The 14,559-nt window shown below is 67.0% G+C and carries 14 protein-coding genes and 1 pseudogene; 13 read left to right on the top strand and 2 right to left on the bottom strand.

All coding sequences use genetic code 11. The features are described 5' to 3' along the window. Positions 1-10: 10 nt before the first annotated feature. The 4 genes and pseudogenes from BT264_RS32095 to BT264_RS32080 form a co-directional block, all read left to right on the top strand. Entirely contained in the window at positions 11-1,336 is a 1,326-nt protein-coding gene (locus BT264_RS32095; protein WP_072444010.1) for an MFS transporter, read from the top strand. Positions 1,337-1,376: 40 nt separating this feature from the next. After that, on the top strand, positions 1,377-2,222 hold the full coding sequence (locus BT264_RS32090; protein WP_072444008.1) for a transketolase: 846 nt from the start codon (positions 1,377-1,379) through the stop codon (positions 2,220-2,222). Next, entirely contained in the window at positions 2,219-3,217 is a 999-nt protein-coding gene (locus BT264_RS32085) for a transketolase family protein (protein ID WP_072444006.1), read from the top strand. The genes BT264_RS32090 and BT264_RS32085 overlap by 4 nt, the downstream gene beginning before the upstream one ends. A gap of 3 nt (positions 3,218-3,220) precedes the next feature. Next, positions 3,221-3,457, top strand: a pseudogene (locus BT264_RS32080) (integrase core domain-containing protein); the annotation flags it as partial. Positions 3,458-3,631: 174 nt separating this feature from the next. Here the strand turns inward: BT264_RS32080 and BT264_RS40215 are convergent. Beyond that, positions 3,632-3,760: a hypothetical protein gene (locus BT264_RS40215; RefSeq protein ID WP_256260748.1), complete on the bottom strand. Its 129-nt coding sequence runs from the start codon at positions 3,758-3,760 to the stop codon at positions 3,632-3,634. A gap of 217 nt (positions 3,761-3,977) precedes the next feature. Between BT264_RS40215 and BT264_RS32075 the strand changes: the two genes are divergently transcribed. Both BT264_RS32075 and BT264_RS32070 read left to right on the top strand, forming a co-directional pair. Continuing rightward, positions 3,978-4,949 carry a hypothetical protein gene (locus BT264_RS32075; protein WP_371287131.1) on the top strand — a complete coding sequence of 324 codons (972 nt, stop codon included), beginning with the start codon at positions 3,978-3,980 and terminating at the stop codon, positions 4,947-4,949. 174 nt (positions 4,950-5,123) lie between these two features. Then, the gene (locus BT264_RS32070) at positions 5,124-5,651 is read left to right on the top strand and encodes a GNAT family N-acetyltransferase (protein ID WP_072444004.1); all 528 of its coding nucleotides are present in this window, start codon (positions 5,124-5,126) and stop codon (positions 5,649-5,651) included. A 44-nt stretch (positions 5,652-5,695) separates the two neighbouring features. On the opposite strand, the gene BT264_RS32065 is transcribed toward BT264_RS32070, so the two are convergent. Further along, positions 5,696-6,574, bottom strand: coding sequence for a LysR substrate-binding domain-containing protein (locus BT264_RS32065; protein WP_072444002.1), 879 nt, complete (start codon positions 6,572-6,574; stop codon positions 5,696-5,698). Positions 6,575-6,700: 126 nt separating this feature from the next. Between BT264_RS32065 and argH the strand changes: the two genes are divergently transcribed. The 7 genes from argH (at position 6,701) to BT264_RS32030 (ending at position 13,915) form a co-directional block, all read left to right on the top strand. Then, positions 6,701-8,134, top strand: a complete 1,434-nt coding sequence (argH, locus tag BT264_RS32060) for an argininosuccinate lyase (protein ID WP_072444000.1) — start codon at positions 6,701-6,703, stop codon at positions 8,132-8,134. After that, positions 8,128-9,021, top strand: coding sequence for an amino acid ABC transporter permease (locus tag BT264_RS32055; RefSeq protein ID WP_072443998.1), 894 nt, complete (start codon positions 8,128-8,130; stop codon positions 9,019-9,021). Before argH ends, BT264_RS32055 begins: the two co-directional genes overlap by 7 nt. After that, the gene (locus BT264_RS32050) at positions 9,018-9,821 is read left to right on the top strand and encodes an amino acid ABC transporter ATP-binding protein (RefSeq protein WP_072443996.1); all 804 of its coding nucleotides are present in this window, start codon (positions 9,018-9,020) and stop codon (positions 9,819-9,821) included. Before BT264_RS32055 ends, BT264_RS32050 begins: the two co-directional genes overlap by 4 nt. 84 nt (positions 9,822-9,905) lie before the next feature. Further along, the gene (locus BT264_RS32045; protein ID WP_072443994.1) at positions 9,906-10,739 is read left to right on the top strand and encodes an ABC transporter substrate-binding protein; all 834 of its coding nucleotides are present in this window, start codon (positions 9,906-9,908) and stop codon (positions 10,737-10,739) included. Between the two features lie 7 nt (positions 10,740-10,746). Continuing rightward, positions 10,747-11,619 (top strand): polysaccharide deacetylase family protein, encoded by an 873-nt coding sequence (locus tag BT264_RS32040; protein ID WP_072443992.1) that lies wholly within the window; start codon positions 10,747-10,749, stop codon positions 11,617-11,619. Continuing rightward, the gene (locus BT264_RS32035) at positions 11,616-12,524 is read left to right on the top strand and encodes a polysaccharide deacetylase family protein (protein ID WP_072443990.1); all 909 of its coding nucleotides are present in this window, start codon (positions 11,616-11,618) and stop codon (positions 12,522-12,524) included. The genes BT264_RS32040 and BT264_RS32035 overlap by 4 nt, the downstream gene beginning before the upstream one ends. Beyond that, entirely contained in the window at positions 12,521-13,915 is a 1,395-nt protein-coding gene (locus BT264_RS32030; protein ID WP_072443988.1) for an MmgE/PrpD family protein, read from the top strand. Before BT264_RS32035 ends, BT264_RS32030 begins: the two co-directional genes overlap by 4 nt. The last annotated feature ends 644 nt before the right edge of the window (positions 13,916-14,559 follow it).

Below are 14,559 nucleotides of genomic sequence, written 5' to 3'. Positions count from 1 at the left end.
GGAGACAAAGATGAGAGCAAAGTACCCCGCACCGCCGGTTCCGGGCGAGATGCTGCAACGGGACGATGCGCAGACGTTCGAAGCGGCCACCTACGCGAAGGTGGCGCGACGGCTGATCCCGTTCCTGATGCTGTGCTACCTGGGCGCCTATCTGGACCGCGTCAACGTCGGGTTCGCGAAACTGCAGATGCTCAACGACCTGCGCTTCAGCGAGACGGTGTACGGCATGGGTGCAGGCATTTTCTTTCTCGGCTACTTTCTGTTCGAAGTGCCGAGCAACCTGATTCTGCATCGCGTCGGTGCGCGCCGCTGGCTCGCCCGCATCATGCTGACGTGGGCAGTCATTTCGGCGAGCTTCGTGTTCGTCAGGTCGCCCACCGCGTTCTATGTGCTGCGGTTCCTGCTCGGCGTCGCCGAAGCGGGTTTTGCACCGGGCGTGATCCTGTACCTCACGTACTGGTTCCCGTCGGCACGCCGCGCGAAGGCCCTGTCGCTGTTCTTCATGGCGATTCCGCTGGCGGGGATCATCGGCGGGCCGCTGTCGGGCGCGATCATGCATTCGCTGCACGGCGCGATGTCGATGGCGGGCTGGAAGTGGTTGTTCCTGCTCGAGGCGCTGCCTTCGTTCGTGCTGGGCTTTGCGATCCTGCTGTATCTCGATGACGGCATTGCCGGCGCGAAATGGCTGACCGATGCCGAAAAAGCCTTGCTGGCGCGCAACGTGTCGGCCGACGCCGAGCACACTACCGCCCACCTGTCGATTCGTTCGTTCGTCGCCGACCGCCGCCTGTGGCTGATGGCCGCGATCTACTTCTGCGTCGTGCTCGGTCAGTACGGCCTCACGTTCTGGCTGCCCACGATCATTCGCAAGGCCGGGGTTGCCGATCCGCTGTGGGTCGGACTGTTCACCGCAATCCCGTATGCGTGCGCAATCATCGCGCTGCCGCTGATCGGCATGAGCGCGGATCGCCGCCGCGAGCGTCGCTTCCATCTCGCGGTGCCGATGCTGATCGCGGCGGCGGGCTTCGCGACTTTGCCGACGCTCGGCAGCGTCAGCGCGTCGATCGTGTGCCTGAGCATTGCGTCCGCCGGCATCCTCGCGTCGTCGTCGCAGTTCTGGTCGCTGCCGACGGCCCTGCTGGGCGGGATGTCGGCGGCGGCGGGCATCGCCGCGGTCAACTGCTTTGCCAATCTCGCGGGCTTCTTCTCGCCTGCGATCGTCGGCTGGCTGAACGACCTGACCGGCAAGTCCACTGCGGGACTGCTCTTCATCTCCGTCGCGATCACGGTCGGCGCTCTGCTGGTGTTCCTGGTGCCCCGATCCGTCAACCGCTGATTCGATTTGCATTCCTTCCGACACAATACTGGAGCTATCGATGGATACCGAAACCATCCATGAAGCGGTCACGCTCGCCGAGCGCGCGTACCGTATCCGAAGAAACGCCGTGCTGATGGGCGAAGTCCAGGGGCAGGGCTATGTCGGCCAGGCGCTCGACATCGCCGACGTGCTGGCCGTCGCGTATTTCGGCGCGATGCGCTATCGCCCCGACGATCCCGAGTGGGAAGGGCGCGACCGCTTCCTGCTGTCGAACGGCCACTACGCGATCGCGCTGTACGCGGCGCTGTTCGAAGCCGGCATCCTGCCGGCCGAGGAACTCGAAACCTACGGCAGCGACGACAGTCGTCTGCCGATGTCGGGGATGGCGAGCTACACGCCCGGGATGGAAATGTCCGGCGGTTCGCTCGGGCAGGGCCTGACGATCGCGGTCGGCCGTTGCCTGGGCCTCAAGCGCAAGGGCTCGGATGCCTTCGTCTATACGCTCTTTTCGGATGGCGAGCTCGACGAAGGCGCGATCTGGGAAGGGCTCATGTCGGCCGCGCACTGGAAGCTCGACAACCTGATCGCGATCGTCGATGTGAACAACCAGCAGGCCGATGGCCCGTCGACGCAAGTCATGGCGTTCGAGCCGCTGGTCGACAAGCTCGAAGCATTCGGCTGGTATGCGCAGCGTGTCGACGGCAACGATATCGACGCGGTAAAGCGCGCGTTCGACAACGCGCGCCGACATGACAAGCCGCAGCCGCGGATCATCGTCTGCGACACGAAGATGGGGCGCGGCGTGCCGTTCCTCGAAGCACGCGAGAAGAGTCATTTCATCCGCGTCGATGCGCACGAGTGGAAGCTCGCGCTCGACGCACTCGAAGCAGGGAGACACGCATGAGCACCGTCGACAACAAGCCTCGCCTGAAGACTTCCGCGATGATCGCGTCCATCGCGGCAGAAGGGCAGACTACGCGTCCCGCGCCGTTCGGCCATGCGCTCGCGAAGCTCGCGCGGACGAGCAGCAATGTGATCGGAATGACCGCCGATCTCGGAAAGTACACCGACCTGCACATCTTCGCGAAGGAATTTCCGGAGCGCTACTACCAGATGGGCATGGCCGAGCAGTTGCTGATGGGCGCGGCCGCCGGGTTCGCGCATGAAGGGGCGCAGCCGTTCGTCACGACCTATGCGGTATTCGCCACGCGCCGTGCCTATGACTTCATTCATCAGGCAATTGCCGAGGACAATCTCGATGTGAAGCTGGTGTGCGCATTACCGGGACTGACGACCGGCTACGGGCCGAGCCACCAGGCCGCCGAAGATCTGGCGCTGATGCGTGCGATGCCGAACATGACGGTGATCGACCCGTGCGACGCGCTGGATATCGAGCAGATGGTGCCGGCCATTGCTGCGCACAAGGGGCCGGTATACGCACGCCTGCTGCGTGGAAACGTGCCGGCCGTGCTCGATGAATACGATTACCGCTTCGAACTCGGCAAGGCCAAGCAGCTGCGCGACGGCAACGACGTGCTGTTGATCTCGTCCGGGATCATGACGATGCGCGCGCTCGAGGTTGCGAAGGCACTCGAAGCCGATCGCGTCGATGTGGCCGTGCTGCACGTGCCGACGATCAAGCCGCTCGATACGGCAACCATCGTGCGCGAGGCGGCGCGCAAGGGACGCATGGTGATCGTCGCCGAGAACCATACGGCGATCGGCGGGCTCGGCGAAGCGGTGGCGACTGCGTTGATCGGGGCCGGCGTTGCCGTACCGTTCCGCCAGATCGCGCTGCCGGATGCGTACCTTGCCGCGGGCGCGTTGCCGACGTTGCACGAGCGCTATGGAATCTCGACCGGCGCGATGCAGGCGAACATCAAGTCGTGGCTCGCGTAGCAGCTGAAGTCACCGACGCCGCCGGTGTGCAGCCCGCAGAGCAACGGCATGGCTGAGCGCTTTGTGAGGACGATGAAGCGCGGCTATGTGGCCCTGATGCCGAAACCGGATGCAGCGACGGCCGCGCGGAATCTCGCCATTGCGTTCGAGCATTACAACGAGAAGCATCCCCGTAGCGCACTGAAGTATCGCTCACCACGCGAGTTTCGACGCGCGGTGGATTCATCGACCGTAGCGTGAGGCTGTGTCCGGGACTACGGGGGTAACTCCACTTTGTGTTTTGGACGCGGTCGCCTTCGGCCCCGCGGCACTTGACAGGTGCTGTTGCGCCGGGGGGCGCTGAGGCGGCAAGCAGCGTGGATTCTGGTCCGGATTGTCCGTTGGGGGCGGCGAGGTGCGCCGGAACTGCTGCCGTCACAACAGGCAGACCCGACGCAGCTTGACCGTTCTCAGATAGACGGATTTATCGAGCCACGGCACGAACACATACTCGTCGTATGCGTCGCAACCGATCAGAATCCAGTGGGACAGAACGTTGGACATGATGGTCTCCTTGACTGCGCTCGTTTCGATGTGCAGGGTGCCGACGCGTCGCGATCGTCATCCGTCGTGCTCACACACCGTATACCCGGCGAGCACCGCGCCTATTCCCGAAACCGTGCGATGCACTTCATGCGCGGGATGTCGTGCGTCGCCGGAATAAACGGGCCCGCTCCGCGGTATGCCGATCAAGCGGCGGACGCATCGAGGGGAGGCGCCAATGAACGGCAAGCGGAGACAAACCCGGGACATTCCAGGCCGATCGCAGCGCGACGGCAAGGGTGCCCCGAAGGTGAACGAGGCACGGCTGCCATCGTTGTTCCAGGATCGCATCGGCATGCGCCCGCCGTGGCGGAACCGCGCGCCGCGTCCCGCGCAGCACGCGATCGACTCCGATGCCGGTAAACCGGCGTCGGCGCAAGACGGGAAGCGCAATGCCGCGCGAAGGCTGCAACTCGGTTCCGGCATCCTGCTGTGGTTCTATATTTCCGTCCATATGGTCAATCACGCGCTCGGCATCTGGTCGATCGATATCGCCGAGCGCGGGCTGCATCTGGCAATCGGGCTCTGGCAAAGCGCGCCCGGCACGATCCTGTTGTACGGCGCGGCCGGCCTGCATTTCGCGCTGGCGATCCGCACCATCTACGGCCGCCGACACTGGGCGCTGCCGCCCGCCGAATGGCTTCGTCTGTGGGCGGGACTCAGCCTGCCCATGCTGTTGATACGCCACGTCGTCGGGACACGGGTTGCGACATCGTTTTACGGCTTCGAGCCGAACTACGAACGGGTCATCGTGTCGCTCCTCACGAGCGGCACGCAGGGTTTGCAGATCGCGCTGCTCGCACCGGGATGGGTGCACGGCAGTCTCGGGCTGTGGTTTCATTTGCGCCGCCATGCATTTTTTCGGCATGCGAAGTTCGTGCTGCTGGCGATGCTCGTCCTGCTGCCCGTGCTGTCGGCGGCGGGATTCGTGCAGATGACGCGTGCGATCGTGCCGGGAAGTCTCGCCGTGCCGGCGCCCGACGCGGCGCTGCTTGCGCACCGCGCCGCGCTCGATGGCTGGCGACATCTCCTCGTTGCCGGGTATCTGTCGTTGATTGCGGGTGCGTTCGTCGGCGGTCAGTTGCGAAACAGGCTCTTCAGCGGCGATTCGCACGATCCATCCCACGAGCAGCGGCGAACGGACGCGTGAACGCCACACGCCCGCTCGCGGTTCGCGTTCCGCGCGTGTCGGCCGCCGGCCTTCGGAGATCGTGACCGATGGCCGTGAGCCACAAACAGTTATTCGACATCGCAGCCCGGATCGTTACAATCCGCTGCATACACTGCACCCACTGGCGCAAAGCCGCCCGACAGGGAGTCCTCAATGTCCGGAATATCCATCAGGTCCGCAAATATCGACGATGCACAGGCGATCGCCGATTTCCACGTCAAGGTCTGGCGGCATACCTATCGCGATCTCGCACCGGCGCAAGCGCATGCCGTGCTCGACGAGCGCTATCGTGGCAAAAGATGGCAGGAAAAGCTGGCGTCGAACGATGGCGACCAGCTCGTGCTCATCGCGCAGACCGACGACAGGATCGTCGGAATCGGCGCGGCCGGCGCGCCGTCGGAACCGATATTCGACGGCCGTGGCGAGATCAAATTCCTGTATGTCGATCCCGAATTCAAGCGTCGCGGCATCGGCCGCAAGCTGCTTGCCCAACTCGCGACGCATTTGAGAAGGCTGCGGTATCAGGGCGCCGCGTTGAGTGTCGTCAACGGAAACGCATCCGCGATTGCCTTTTATGAGGCGCTGAATGCGCGGTTTGCCGGCGAGTACGTCGATGCGGGGCCGATCTGGCGCTCGTACAACATCGTCATGGTGTGGGACGACCTGGCGAATCTCATTTGAATCTCGTTTCCTGACCGAAACCCTGCCGCAGGCAACGACGCGCATCACGCGAGGCAGGCGCGCAGCCACGACGTGAACGCGGTCACGAGCGGCGTCCCGGTCAGCTCGTGACGCGTGACGAGATAGTACGCATGACGCGACGGCACCGTTGCGCTGAATGGCCGCACGAGCGTGCCGTCGATCAGGTCGTCGCGCACGGACAGGCTGTCGCCGAGCGCGACGCCTTGCCCGTGCACAGCGGCTTCGACACCGATGTGCGCGTTGCCGATTTCGAGGATGCGGATGCCCGGCAGCTTGTCGGCGTTCGCTTCCGCCAGCCAGCGCATCCATGAGCCCGCATGCTCGCAGAACAGCGTGCGTCCCGCGAGATCCTGCACCTTGCGGATCGCATCGGGCCCGTTCATCAACGCCGGGCTCACGACCGGGAACAGCGCCGGATGATCGAGCAGCTCGACGTGCCGGTTGCGCCAGGTGCCTTCCCCATAGCGGATGCAGACGTCGACGTCCGTCGAATAGATCTCGCGTTCGTCGTTCGACGGAATCACCTTCAGGTGGATGCCCGGATAGCGCTCGAGAAAATCGCCGATGTGCCGGGCGAGCCAGCGCGACGTCAGCGACAGCGGCGTCGACACGACGAGATCGCCGACGGCGGCCGGCGAATCGAGCCTGACGGTGGCGTTCGCGATCATGTCGAACGCGGCGCCGACCGGTTCCAGCAACGCCTCGCCTTCGGGCGTGAGCTTCACGCGCGCCTTTGATCGGACGAATAGCGCGACGCCGAGCGTGCTTTCGAGAATGCGGATCTGGTGGCTGACCGCGCTCGCGGTCACGTGCAGTTCGTCGGCGGCGGCCGACACGCTGCCGCGCCGGGCGGCGGCCTCGAATGCGCGAAGCGGGTTCAGCGGGGGCAGGCGGTTGCGCATCGGCGGGCGCGTCGAAGGCGACGGTGCTGAGAAAAACTTCATTTAAGCGGAGCCAATTTCTCGCTACAACAAAAAAAATTGAATGCCTACAGTGGGGGCAATCCAACCGAGTCGAGGTCGACCGCAATGAGCCTTACCGAACCGATCGAACGCCTGTGGGGCGGCCGCTTCCAGTCGGAGCCGTCCGACGCGCTGCAGAACCTGTCCCGCTCCGATCCGAGTTTCTACCGTCTCGTGCCGTACGATCTGGCGGGCTCCCGTGCGCATGCGCGCGAGTTGAACCGCGCCGGCATCGTGAACGACGACGACCTCGCGCAGTTGCTGGCCGCGATGGACGGCATCGCGCGCGACTACGCGGCCGGTGCGATCGCGCCGTCGCTCGCCGACGAGGACGTGCACACGTTCCTCGAGCGCGTGCTCACGCAGCGGCTGCCGGCGCTCGGCGGCAAGCTGCGCGCCGGGCGTTCGCGCAACGACCAGGCGGCGAACGACCTGCGCCTGTACCTGCGCGACAAGGCGCGCCAGCTCGTGCGCGGCGTGCTCGAGCTGCAGCAGGCGCTGGTCGGCCAGGCGAGCCGGTACGTCGACACGGTGACCGCCGGCTTCACCCATCTGCAGCCCGCGCAGCCGATCGTGTTCGGTCATCAGTTGCTTGCGCATGCGCAGTCGCTGTATCGCGACGCCGACCGCCTGGTCGACTGGGACCGCCGCACCGCGCGCTCGCCGCTCGGCGCGGCCGCGCTGGCGGGCTCGGCGATCTGCGTGCGACCCGAGCTGTCCGCGCAGGAGCTCGGTTACGACGCACCGTGCGAGAACTCGATCGACGCCGTGGCCGCGCGCGATCACGTCGCCGAATTCGCGTTCGTCGCGAGCATGCTGGCCGTGAACCTGTCCCGCCTGTCGGAAGAAGTGATCCTGTGGACGTCGCGACAATTCCGCTGGGTGGAACTCGACGACGGTTATGCGACGGGCAGCTCGATCATGCCGCAGAAGAAGAACCCGGACATCGCGGAACTCACGCGCGGCAAGGCGGGACGCCTGATCGGCAACCTGACGGGCCTGCTCGCGACGCTGAAGTCGCTGCCGCTCGCGTACAACCGCGATCTCGCGGAAGACAAGATCGCCGCGTTCGATTCGATCGACACGCTCGAACTCGTGCTGCCGGCGATGGCGGGGATGATCCGCACGATGCGCGTGAACGTCGACGAGATGCGTCGCCAGGCGCCGCTCGGCTTCACGCTCGCGACCGAGGTCGCGGACTGGCTTGCGCTGACGGGCGTGCCGTTCAGCGAAGCACACGAGATCACCGGCGCGCTCGTGCGGGCGTGCGAACGCGACGGCATCGAGCTCGCGGACGCAAGCGCGGAACAATTGCAGGCCGTCGACCCGCGCCTCGCGCCGGCGGTGCGCGCGCACCTGACGCTCGACGCGGCCGTCGCCGCGCGCGGCGGCGCGGGCGGCACGTCGCCCGCGCGCGTGCGCGAGCAGATCGGCCGCCTGAGCGGCGCGATCGAACGCCAGGCCGCCTGGGCGGCCGACTACCGGGGGCCGTCATGCTGAGCGCCTCCGATTCGAGCCGTCTCGACGGCGCATCCGGGCCGGCCGGCGCCGCGGCAGACGATACCGCCGGCCTCGTGCGCGTGCGCCGGCGCTACTGGGGCCGCTATGTCGCGTCGATCGCGATCATCGCCGCGCTCGCCTACGTGGCCGCCGCGTTCGCGCGCGGACAGATCGAGTGGCGCGTCGTCGGCCAGTTCCTGACCGCACGCTCGATCCTGACGGGGCTCGGCAACACGATCGTGATGACCGTTCTCGCGATGACGCTCGGCGTCGTGCTCGGCGTGGTCACCGCGGTAATGCGGCTGTCGTCGAACCCGGTGCTCGGCACGATCGCGCAGGGCTACATCTGGTTGTTCCGCGGCACGCCGATCATCCTGCAACTGCTGCTGTGGTTCAACCTCGCGCTGGTGTTCCCGACGCTCGGCATCCCGGGCATCGCCGAATTCCGGACCGCCGACGTGATGACGCCGTTCCTCGCGGCGGTGCTCGGGCTCGGCATCAACCAGGGCGCGTATACGTCGGAAGTCGTGCGCGCGGGGCTGCTGTCGGTCGACACCGGCCAGTACGAGGCCGCGAAATCGATCGGCATGCCGCGCCTGCAGGCGCTGCGCCGGATCATCCTGCCGCAGGCGATGCGCGTGATCGTGCCGCCGATCGGCAACGAACTGATCGGCATGGTCAAGCTGACGTCGCTCGCGAGCGTCGTGCAGTACGCGGAGATGCTGCACAACGCGCAGAACATCTACTACGCGAACGCCCGCGTGATCGAGCTGCTGATCGTCGCGGGCATCTGGTATCTCGCGGTCGTCACCGTGCTGTCGCTCGCGCAGGCGCGCGTCGAACGGCGCTTCGCGCGCGGCGCGGGCCGCGCGGCGGGCCGCACATGAACGGCACGACCCTCAACCATCGGGAGAACGTCATGACGAACGCGGTCGTTCGCGCGGTAGACGTGCGCAAGTCGTACGGCGATTTCCAGGCGCTGCACGGCATCACGCTCGACGTCGCGCAGGGCGAAGTGCTGTGCATCATCGGGCCGTCGGGCTCGGGCAAGAGCACGTTCCTGCGCTGCATCAACCAGCTCGAGACGATCAGCGCGGGCGCGCTGTGGATCAACGGCGAACTGGCCGGCTACCGGCGCGCCGGCGACCGGCTCCACGAGCTGTCGGAGCGCCAGGTTGCGCGCCAGCGGCTGGCGACGAGCATGGTGTTCCAGCGCTTCAACCTGTTCCCGCACAAGACCGCGCTCGAGAACGTGACCGAGGGCCCCGTGCAGGTGCTCAAGCGCCGCCGCGCGCAAGCGGACGAGGAAGCGCGCGCGCTGCTCGCGCGCGTCGGGCTCGCGCACAAATGCGACGCGTTTCCGGTCGAGCTGTCGGGCGGCCAGCAGCAGCGCGTCGCGATCGCGCGGGCGCTCGCGATGCATCCGCAACTGATCCTGTTCGACGAACCGACGTCGGCGCTCGATCCCGAGCTCGTCGGCGAAGTGCTGGCCGTGATGCGCGATCTCGCGAAGAGCGGGATGACGATGATCGTCGTCACGCACGAGCTCGGCTTCGCGCGCGAGGTGGCCGACCGCGTCGTGTTCATGGACGGCGGCCGGATCGTCGAGAGCGGGCCGCCCGACCAGGTGCTGTCCGCGCCGACGCACGCGCGTACGCGCGATTTCATCTCGGCCGTGATTGCATGAACGGGCCGGGCGCCCCGGACCGAAGCGCCCGAACGATTCCACCGTCAACGATACAAGCCCACCACGACAAGGCGCCCCCCCCCCATGAAAGCATCCGTCCTGACCCGCACGCTGGCCGCCGTCGCATTCGGCGCGCTCGCGCTGCATGCCTCCTTCGCAGTCGCCCAGGCCGCGAGCGCGAAGCGCACGCTGAACGTCGCGATCGTGCCGAACTATCCGCCGTTCGAATACAAGGACCCGGCGACCGACAAGCTCGCGGGCTTCGACGTCGATCTCGGCGAAGCGCTCGCCGCGAAGATGGGGGCGAAGCTGAACTGGGTCGAAACGAGCTTCGACCAGATGATGAGCGCGGTCGCGACGCAGCGCGTCGACATGATCCTGTCCGGCATGACCGACCTGCCGACGCGCCGCGATGCGGTGACGTTCGTCGACTACATCGAGACGGGCCCGCAGTTCTATACGCTGAAGGCGCGCGCCGGCGAGTTCGCGCAGATGGGCGCGCTGTGCGGCAAGCGCGTCGGGTCGAGCCGGCGCACGTCGTTCCCGGACAACACGACCGCGTGGAGCGCGGAGAACTGCGTGAAGGCCGGCAAGCCGGCGATCGTCGTGGTCGGCACCGACGGCTCGTCGGACGCGCGCATGCAGTTGCGCCAGAACCGCATCGACGCGGCCGTGCAGGGCGGCGAGACGCTGCCGTACCAGAACGGCCTCGAGCAGAACGCATACGCGCCGGTCGGCAAGCCGTTCCTGTCGCAATACACGGGCATCGGCGTCGCGAAGAGCAACACCGCGCTGAGCGGCGCGCTGACGACGGCGCTCAACCAGCTGATCGCCGACGGTTCCTACCAGAAGATCCTGGCGAAGTGGGGGCTGCAGGAACATGCGGTGACGAAGGCGATGATCAACGGCACGCACTGAGCGCGCGATGACGGCCCTCGCTCCCCGCTGGCCGGACGCGAAGCGCGCGTGCGTCGCGCTCGCGTTCGATCTCGACGGCCCGACTGGCGACGCGATGCTGAACGGGTCGATCTGGCGCAACCCCGCGTATTTCACGCTCGGCAGCTACGGGCCGTGGCGCGCGCTCGGCCGCTTGCTCGACATGCTCGCGGCGTTCGACCTGCCCGCGACGTTCTTCGTGCCCGCATGGGTCGCGCGAACGTGGCCCGCGCAATGCGCGGCGATCGTCGAGCGCGGCCACGAGATCGACTATCACGGCTACCGCCACGAAGCGTTCTGGACGCTCGAGCCCGGGCGGCAGCGCGAGATCATGGCGCAGTCGGCCGACGTCTTCGCGCGTACGCTCGGCGTGCGGCCGGTCGGGTTCCGCACGCCGTCCGGCGACTGGAGCGCGGCGACGGTGGCCGTGCTGCGCGAAGCCGGCGTGCGCTATTCGAGCTCGATGCGCGGCGACGACCGGCCGTACCTGCTGCACGGTGACGACGGCGAGGCGCCGCTCGTCGAGATACCCGGTCGCTGGGAGACCGACGACTACGCGTCGCTTGCGTATCACCGCAACCCCGACTATCCGGCCGGGCTCGACCGGATCGCCGGCTACGGCGCGACGCTCGACAACTGGACGCGCGAATTCGACGGCGTATACCGCGAAGGGCTGTGCCTGACGACGCTGCTGCATCCGAAGGTCTGCGGCAAACCCGGCCGCATCGCGCTGCTCGAGGCGTGGCTCGGCCACATGCGCGCACAGGATGGCGTATGGTTCGCGCGCTGCCGCGAAGTGGCCGACTGGTGGCTTGCGCAGCACGCGCGAGACGCGCAACCCACGCAACGGAGCGGCCTGTGACGACACTCCCTTCATGGCCGGGCGGCGCGCGATGCGCGGTCGCGATCACGGTCGACTTCAACGACATTCACGGTATCCAGACACGCGAGCCGCGCATCGTCGGCCGCGAGAAATCGCTGTCGGTCTGGCGTTACGGCGCGACGCGCGGCGTCGATCGGCTGCTCGATGCGTTCGATGCGTTCCGCGTACCGGCGAGCTGGTTCGTCCCGGGCATCGTCGCCGAAACGCATGCGGATGCGGTGCGCGCGATCGCCGCAGCCGGCCACGAGCTCGGCGTGAGCGGCTATCGCTGCGAGGATTTCGACGCGCTGCCGCTCGCCGCGCAGGTCGATGCGTGCCGCGCCGGACGGGCGGCGCTCGCCGACACGATCGGCCGCGACGTGGAAGGCTTTCGCTCGTTCACCGGCAACTGGGCCGACGGTTTCCCGGATTTCCTCGTCGCGGAAGGTTTCACGTGGTCGTCGTCGTGGCGCGGCGACGATCTGCCGTATGTGCATCCGCGCGGCGACGGCGGCGCGGACGGCGCGCGGCTCGTCGAGCTGCCGCTGCACTACGAACTCGAGGACGAGCCGTACTTCGAGTTCAACCTGTCGCCGCCCGTGCCGGTCGGTCAGCCGCGCATCGCGGCGTACCGCGACGTGCTCGACAACTGGCGGCGCGACGTCGACGGGTTTCGGCGCTTCGGGCTGTGCTGCGTGCTGCGCCTGCATCCCGAGATCATCGGCACGGCAGCGCGGATCGACCTGCTGCGCGCATTGCTCGCGCATCTGCGTGACGCGGGTGACGTCTGGTTCGCGACGGGGCGCGACATCGCGCGCTGGTGGTGTGCCCAGGCGCCCGTCAATGCGCCCGGACATCCGGTCGACGTGTTCGCGCACTGCGTGGCGGAGGAGTCGGCGCGATGACGATGACAACCGATACGCGCGCCACGCGGCTCGCGGCGTTCGTCGCGCAGACGTCCGCCGACGCGTTGCCGGACGACGTCGTCGCGAAGGCCAAGCGTCATGTGCTCGACACGGTCGGTGCCGCGCTGGCGGGAACGTCCGCCGTCGAGACGCGCAGCGCCCGTGCGCTGACCGGCGCCGTCGCGCAGGGCGGCGCGCCGCTGTGGGGCACGCGGCGGACCGCGGGCGCGCGCGATGCGGCGTTCGTCAACGGGATTGCCGCGCACGCGCTCGAACTCGACGATTCCGGCGGCTGCGATCATTCGGGCGCGGTCGTGCTGCCGGCCGTGCTCGCCGCGCTGTCGTGCGCGGGGCGCACGGTGACGGGCCGCGAATGCGTGGCGGCGATCGTGCTTGGCTACGACGTCGGCCGGCGCGTGCTCGAGGCAGCGGGCGGCTACCCGGTTCACAACGGGGCGGGCTGGCACTCGACGCTCAGTTGCGGCGTGTTCGGTGCGGCGGCCGCGAGCGCGCGCGTGCTCGGGCTCGACGCCGCGCGCACGCGCGACGCGCTCGGCCATGCGGCGAGTTTCGCGGGCGGCCTGTGGGGTTTCATCCACGACGGAGCGCAGACGAAGCGGCTGCACGCCGGGCGTGCGGCGGAGGGCGGCGTGCTCGCGGCGCTGCTCGCGCGCGAAGGCGTGAGCGGCCCCGCGCACGTATTCGACGACGTGTGGGGCGGTTTTTTCAACACGTTCGCCGCACAATCGCATATGCCCGACGCATTGACCGACGGCCTCGGCGCGCACTGGAAGCTGATGCGCTGCTCGATCAAGCCGCATGCATCGTGCCGCAGCGCGCATGCGGCTGTCGACGCGGCGCTGCAGCTCGCGGACGGCCGCATCGTCGAGGCCGGCGAGATCGAGCGGGTGGTCGTGCGCACGAGCGCGTTCGTGGCCCGCATGTGCGGCGGTCGCGACCTGTCGACGCTGTCGTCCGCGCAGATGAGCCTGCCGTACGCGGTGGCGGCGGCGCTGGCGTTCGGCGACACGGGGATCGGCGTGTATCGCGCGGACCGGCGCACCGATTCGCGCGTGACCGCGCTGCTCGCGCGCATCGCGGTCGACGCCGATCCGGCGCTCGGCGATCTCGACGAGCCGACGGTGATTCTGCATCGCCCCGACGGACGGCGGGAATCGCGCCACGTGCCGATCGCGCTCGGCGACCCGCGCAATCCGCTGTCGGACGCGGCGCTGCTGGCGAAATATCGTGCGCTGGCGGGCATGGGGCTCGACCGGGCGCAGGTCGATGCACTGAGCGACGTGTGCCTGTCGCTGGACCGGCAGGCGGATGCGCGCGTGATGAACGACTGGCTCGCAGGCGATGCCGAAGCGGCGGGCGCGATCGTCTGAATGTCGACGTCGTGTCGAATCGGTACGAGCGTACCTGTCCGGGGAGCGGGAATGAACGTGCGGCATCCGAAGCCGCAAGCACGGGACGGGCTGTCCGCAGCGTTGGCCGCAGGTGAACCGGAAATTATGCCCCTGTCGATATAAAGGGCGCACGCATTAAAAAAATCGCCCGGAGGCGATGAAAGAAGTGCGCCATACGTCTCTCTTGCCGCATCGGTCATTTCCCGGGGGAAATCGGGAAAAACGCTCATGCCGCGTCAGAACTCGAATGTGATCGCTCGAAGTCCGATCTTGCTTCGAGAAATGACTCGCCTCGATTCCGCCCTTATTCGCGAGCATCCGCATCCCCTCCCGCATGTCGGCAACGAAATCGGTCGAATGCCGTTCATGTCGGCCGCGTTACGGTGTGTCGTTACGTAACGTATGCGAACGCCGCAGTTGCGCAAACGTTAAACAGGATTGTTTTGATTTATTCATACCTTTCAAATTTGGGACATAGGTCATTGGTTTATCGAGGATTTTCCGCGCTGCAACAAGAGAACGCGTCCCGGTGGCACGGATCGTGCGTCAAATGACATGTGCAGAAGTAGTTAATACCATAACGCTAGACCAATCATGAATCAGATCAACACTCCTATATCCGG

This window comes from Burkholderia sp. NFPP32 (assembly GCF_900119325.1).
Classification (GTDB): Bacteria; Pseudomonadota; Gammaproteobacteria; order Burkholderiales; family Burkholderiaceae; genus Burkholderia; species Burkholderia pyrrocinia_C.
The sequence above is the reverse complement of the archived record's forward strand: the minus strand, read 5'-3'. Positions and strand labels throughout refer to the sequence as shown.

What these genes read in the sequence shown, in the direction of transcription:
- BT264_RS32090 (WP_072444008.1), top strand. Translation starts at nt 1,377, where the DNA reads ATGGATACCGAAACCATCCATGAAGCGGTCACGCTCGCCGAGCGCGCG.
- BT264_RS32050 (WP_072443996.1), top strand. Translation starts at nt 9,018, where the DNA reads ATGAACGGCACGACCCTCAACCATCGGGAGAACGTCATGACGAACGCG.
- BT264_RS32055 (WP_072443998.1), top strand. Translation starts at nt 8,128, where the DNA reads ATGCTGAGCGCCTCCGATTCGAGCCGTCTCGACGGCGCATCCGGGCCG.
- BT264_RS32065 (WP_072444002.1), bottom strand. Translation starts at nt 6,574, where the DNA reads ATGCGCAACCGCCTGCCCCCGCTGAACCCGCTTCGCGCATTCGAGGCC.
- BT264_RS32030 (WP_072443988.1), top strand. Translation starts at nt 12,521, where the DNA reads ATGACGATGACAACCGATACGCGCGCCACGCGGCTCGCGGCGTTCGTC.
- argH (WP_072444000.1), top strand. Translation starts at nt 6,701, where the DNA reads ATGAGCCTTACCGAACCGATCGAACGCCTGTGGGGCGGCCGCTTCCAG.
- BT264_RS32070 (WP_072444004.1), top strand. Translation starts at nt 5,124, where the DNA reads ATGTCCGGAATATCCATCAGGTCCGCAAATATCGACGATGCACAGGCG.
- BT264_RS32095 (WP_072444010.1), top strand. Translation starts at nt 11, where the DNA reads ATGAGAGCAAAGTACCCCGCACCGCCGGTTCCGGGCGAGATGCTGCAA.
- BT264_RS32045 (WP_072443994.1), top strand. Translation starts at nt 9,906, where the DNA reads ATGAAAGCATCCGTCCTGACCCGCACGCTGGCCGCCGTCGCATTCGGC.
- BT264_RS40215 (WP_256260748.1), bottom strand. Translation starts at nt 3,760, where the DNA reads ATGTCCAACGTTCTGTCCCACTGGATTCTGATCGGTTGCGACGCATAC.
- BT264_RS32040 (WP_072443992.1), top strand. Translation starts at nt 10,747, where the DNA reads ATGACGGCCCTCGCTCCCCGCTGGCCGGACGCGAAGCGCGCGTGCGTC.
- BT264_RS32085 (WP_072444006.1), top strand. Translation starts at nt 2,219, where the DNA reads ATGAGCACCGTCGACAACAAGCCTCGCCTGAAGACTTCCGCGATGATC.
- BT264_RS32075 (WP_371287131.1), top strand. Translation starts at nt 3,978, where the DNA reads ATGAACGGCAAGCGGAGACAAACCCGGGACATTCCAGGCCGATCGCAG.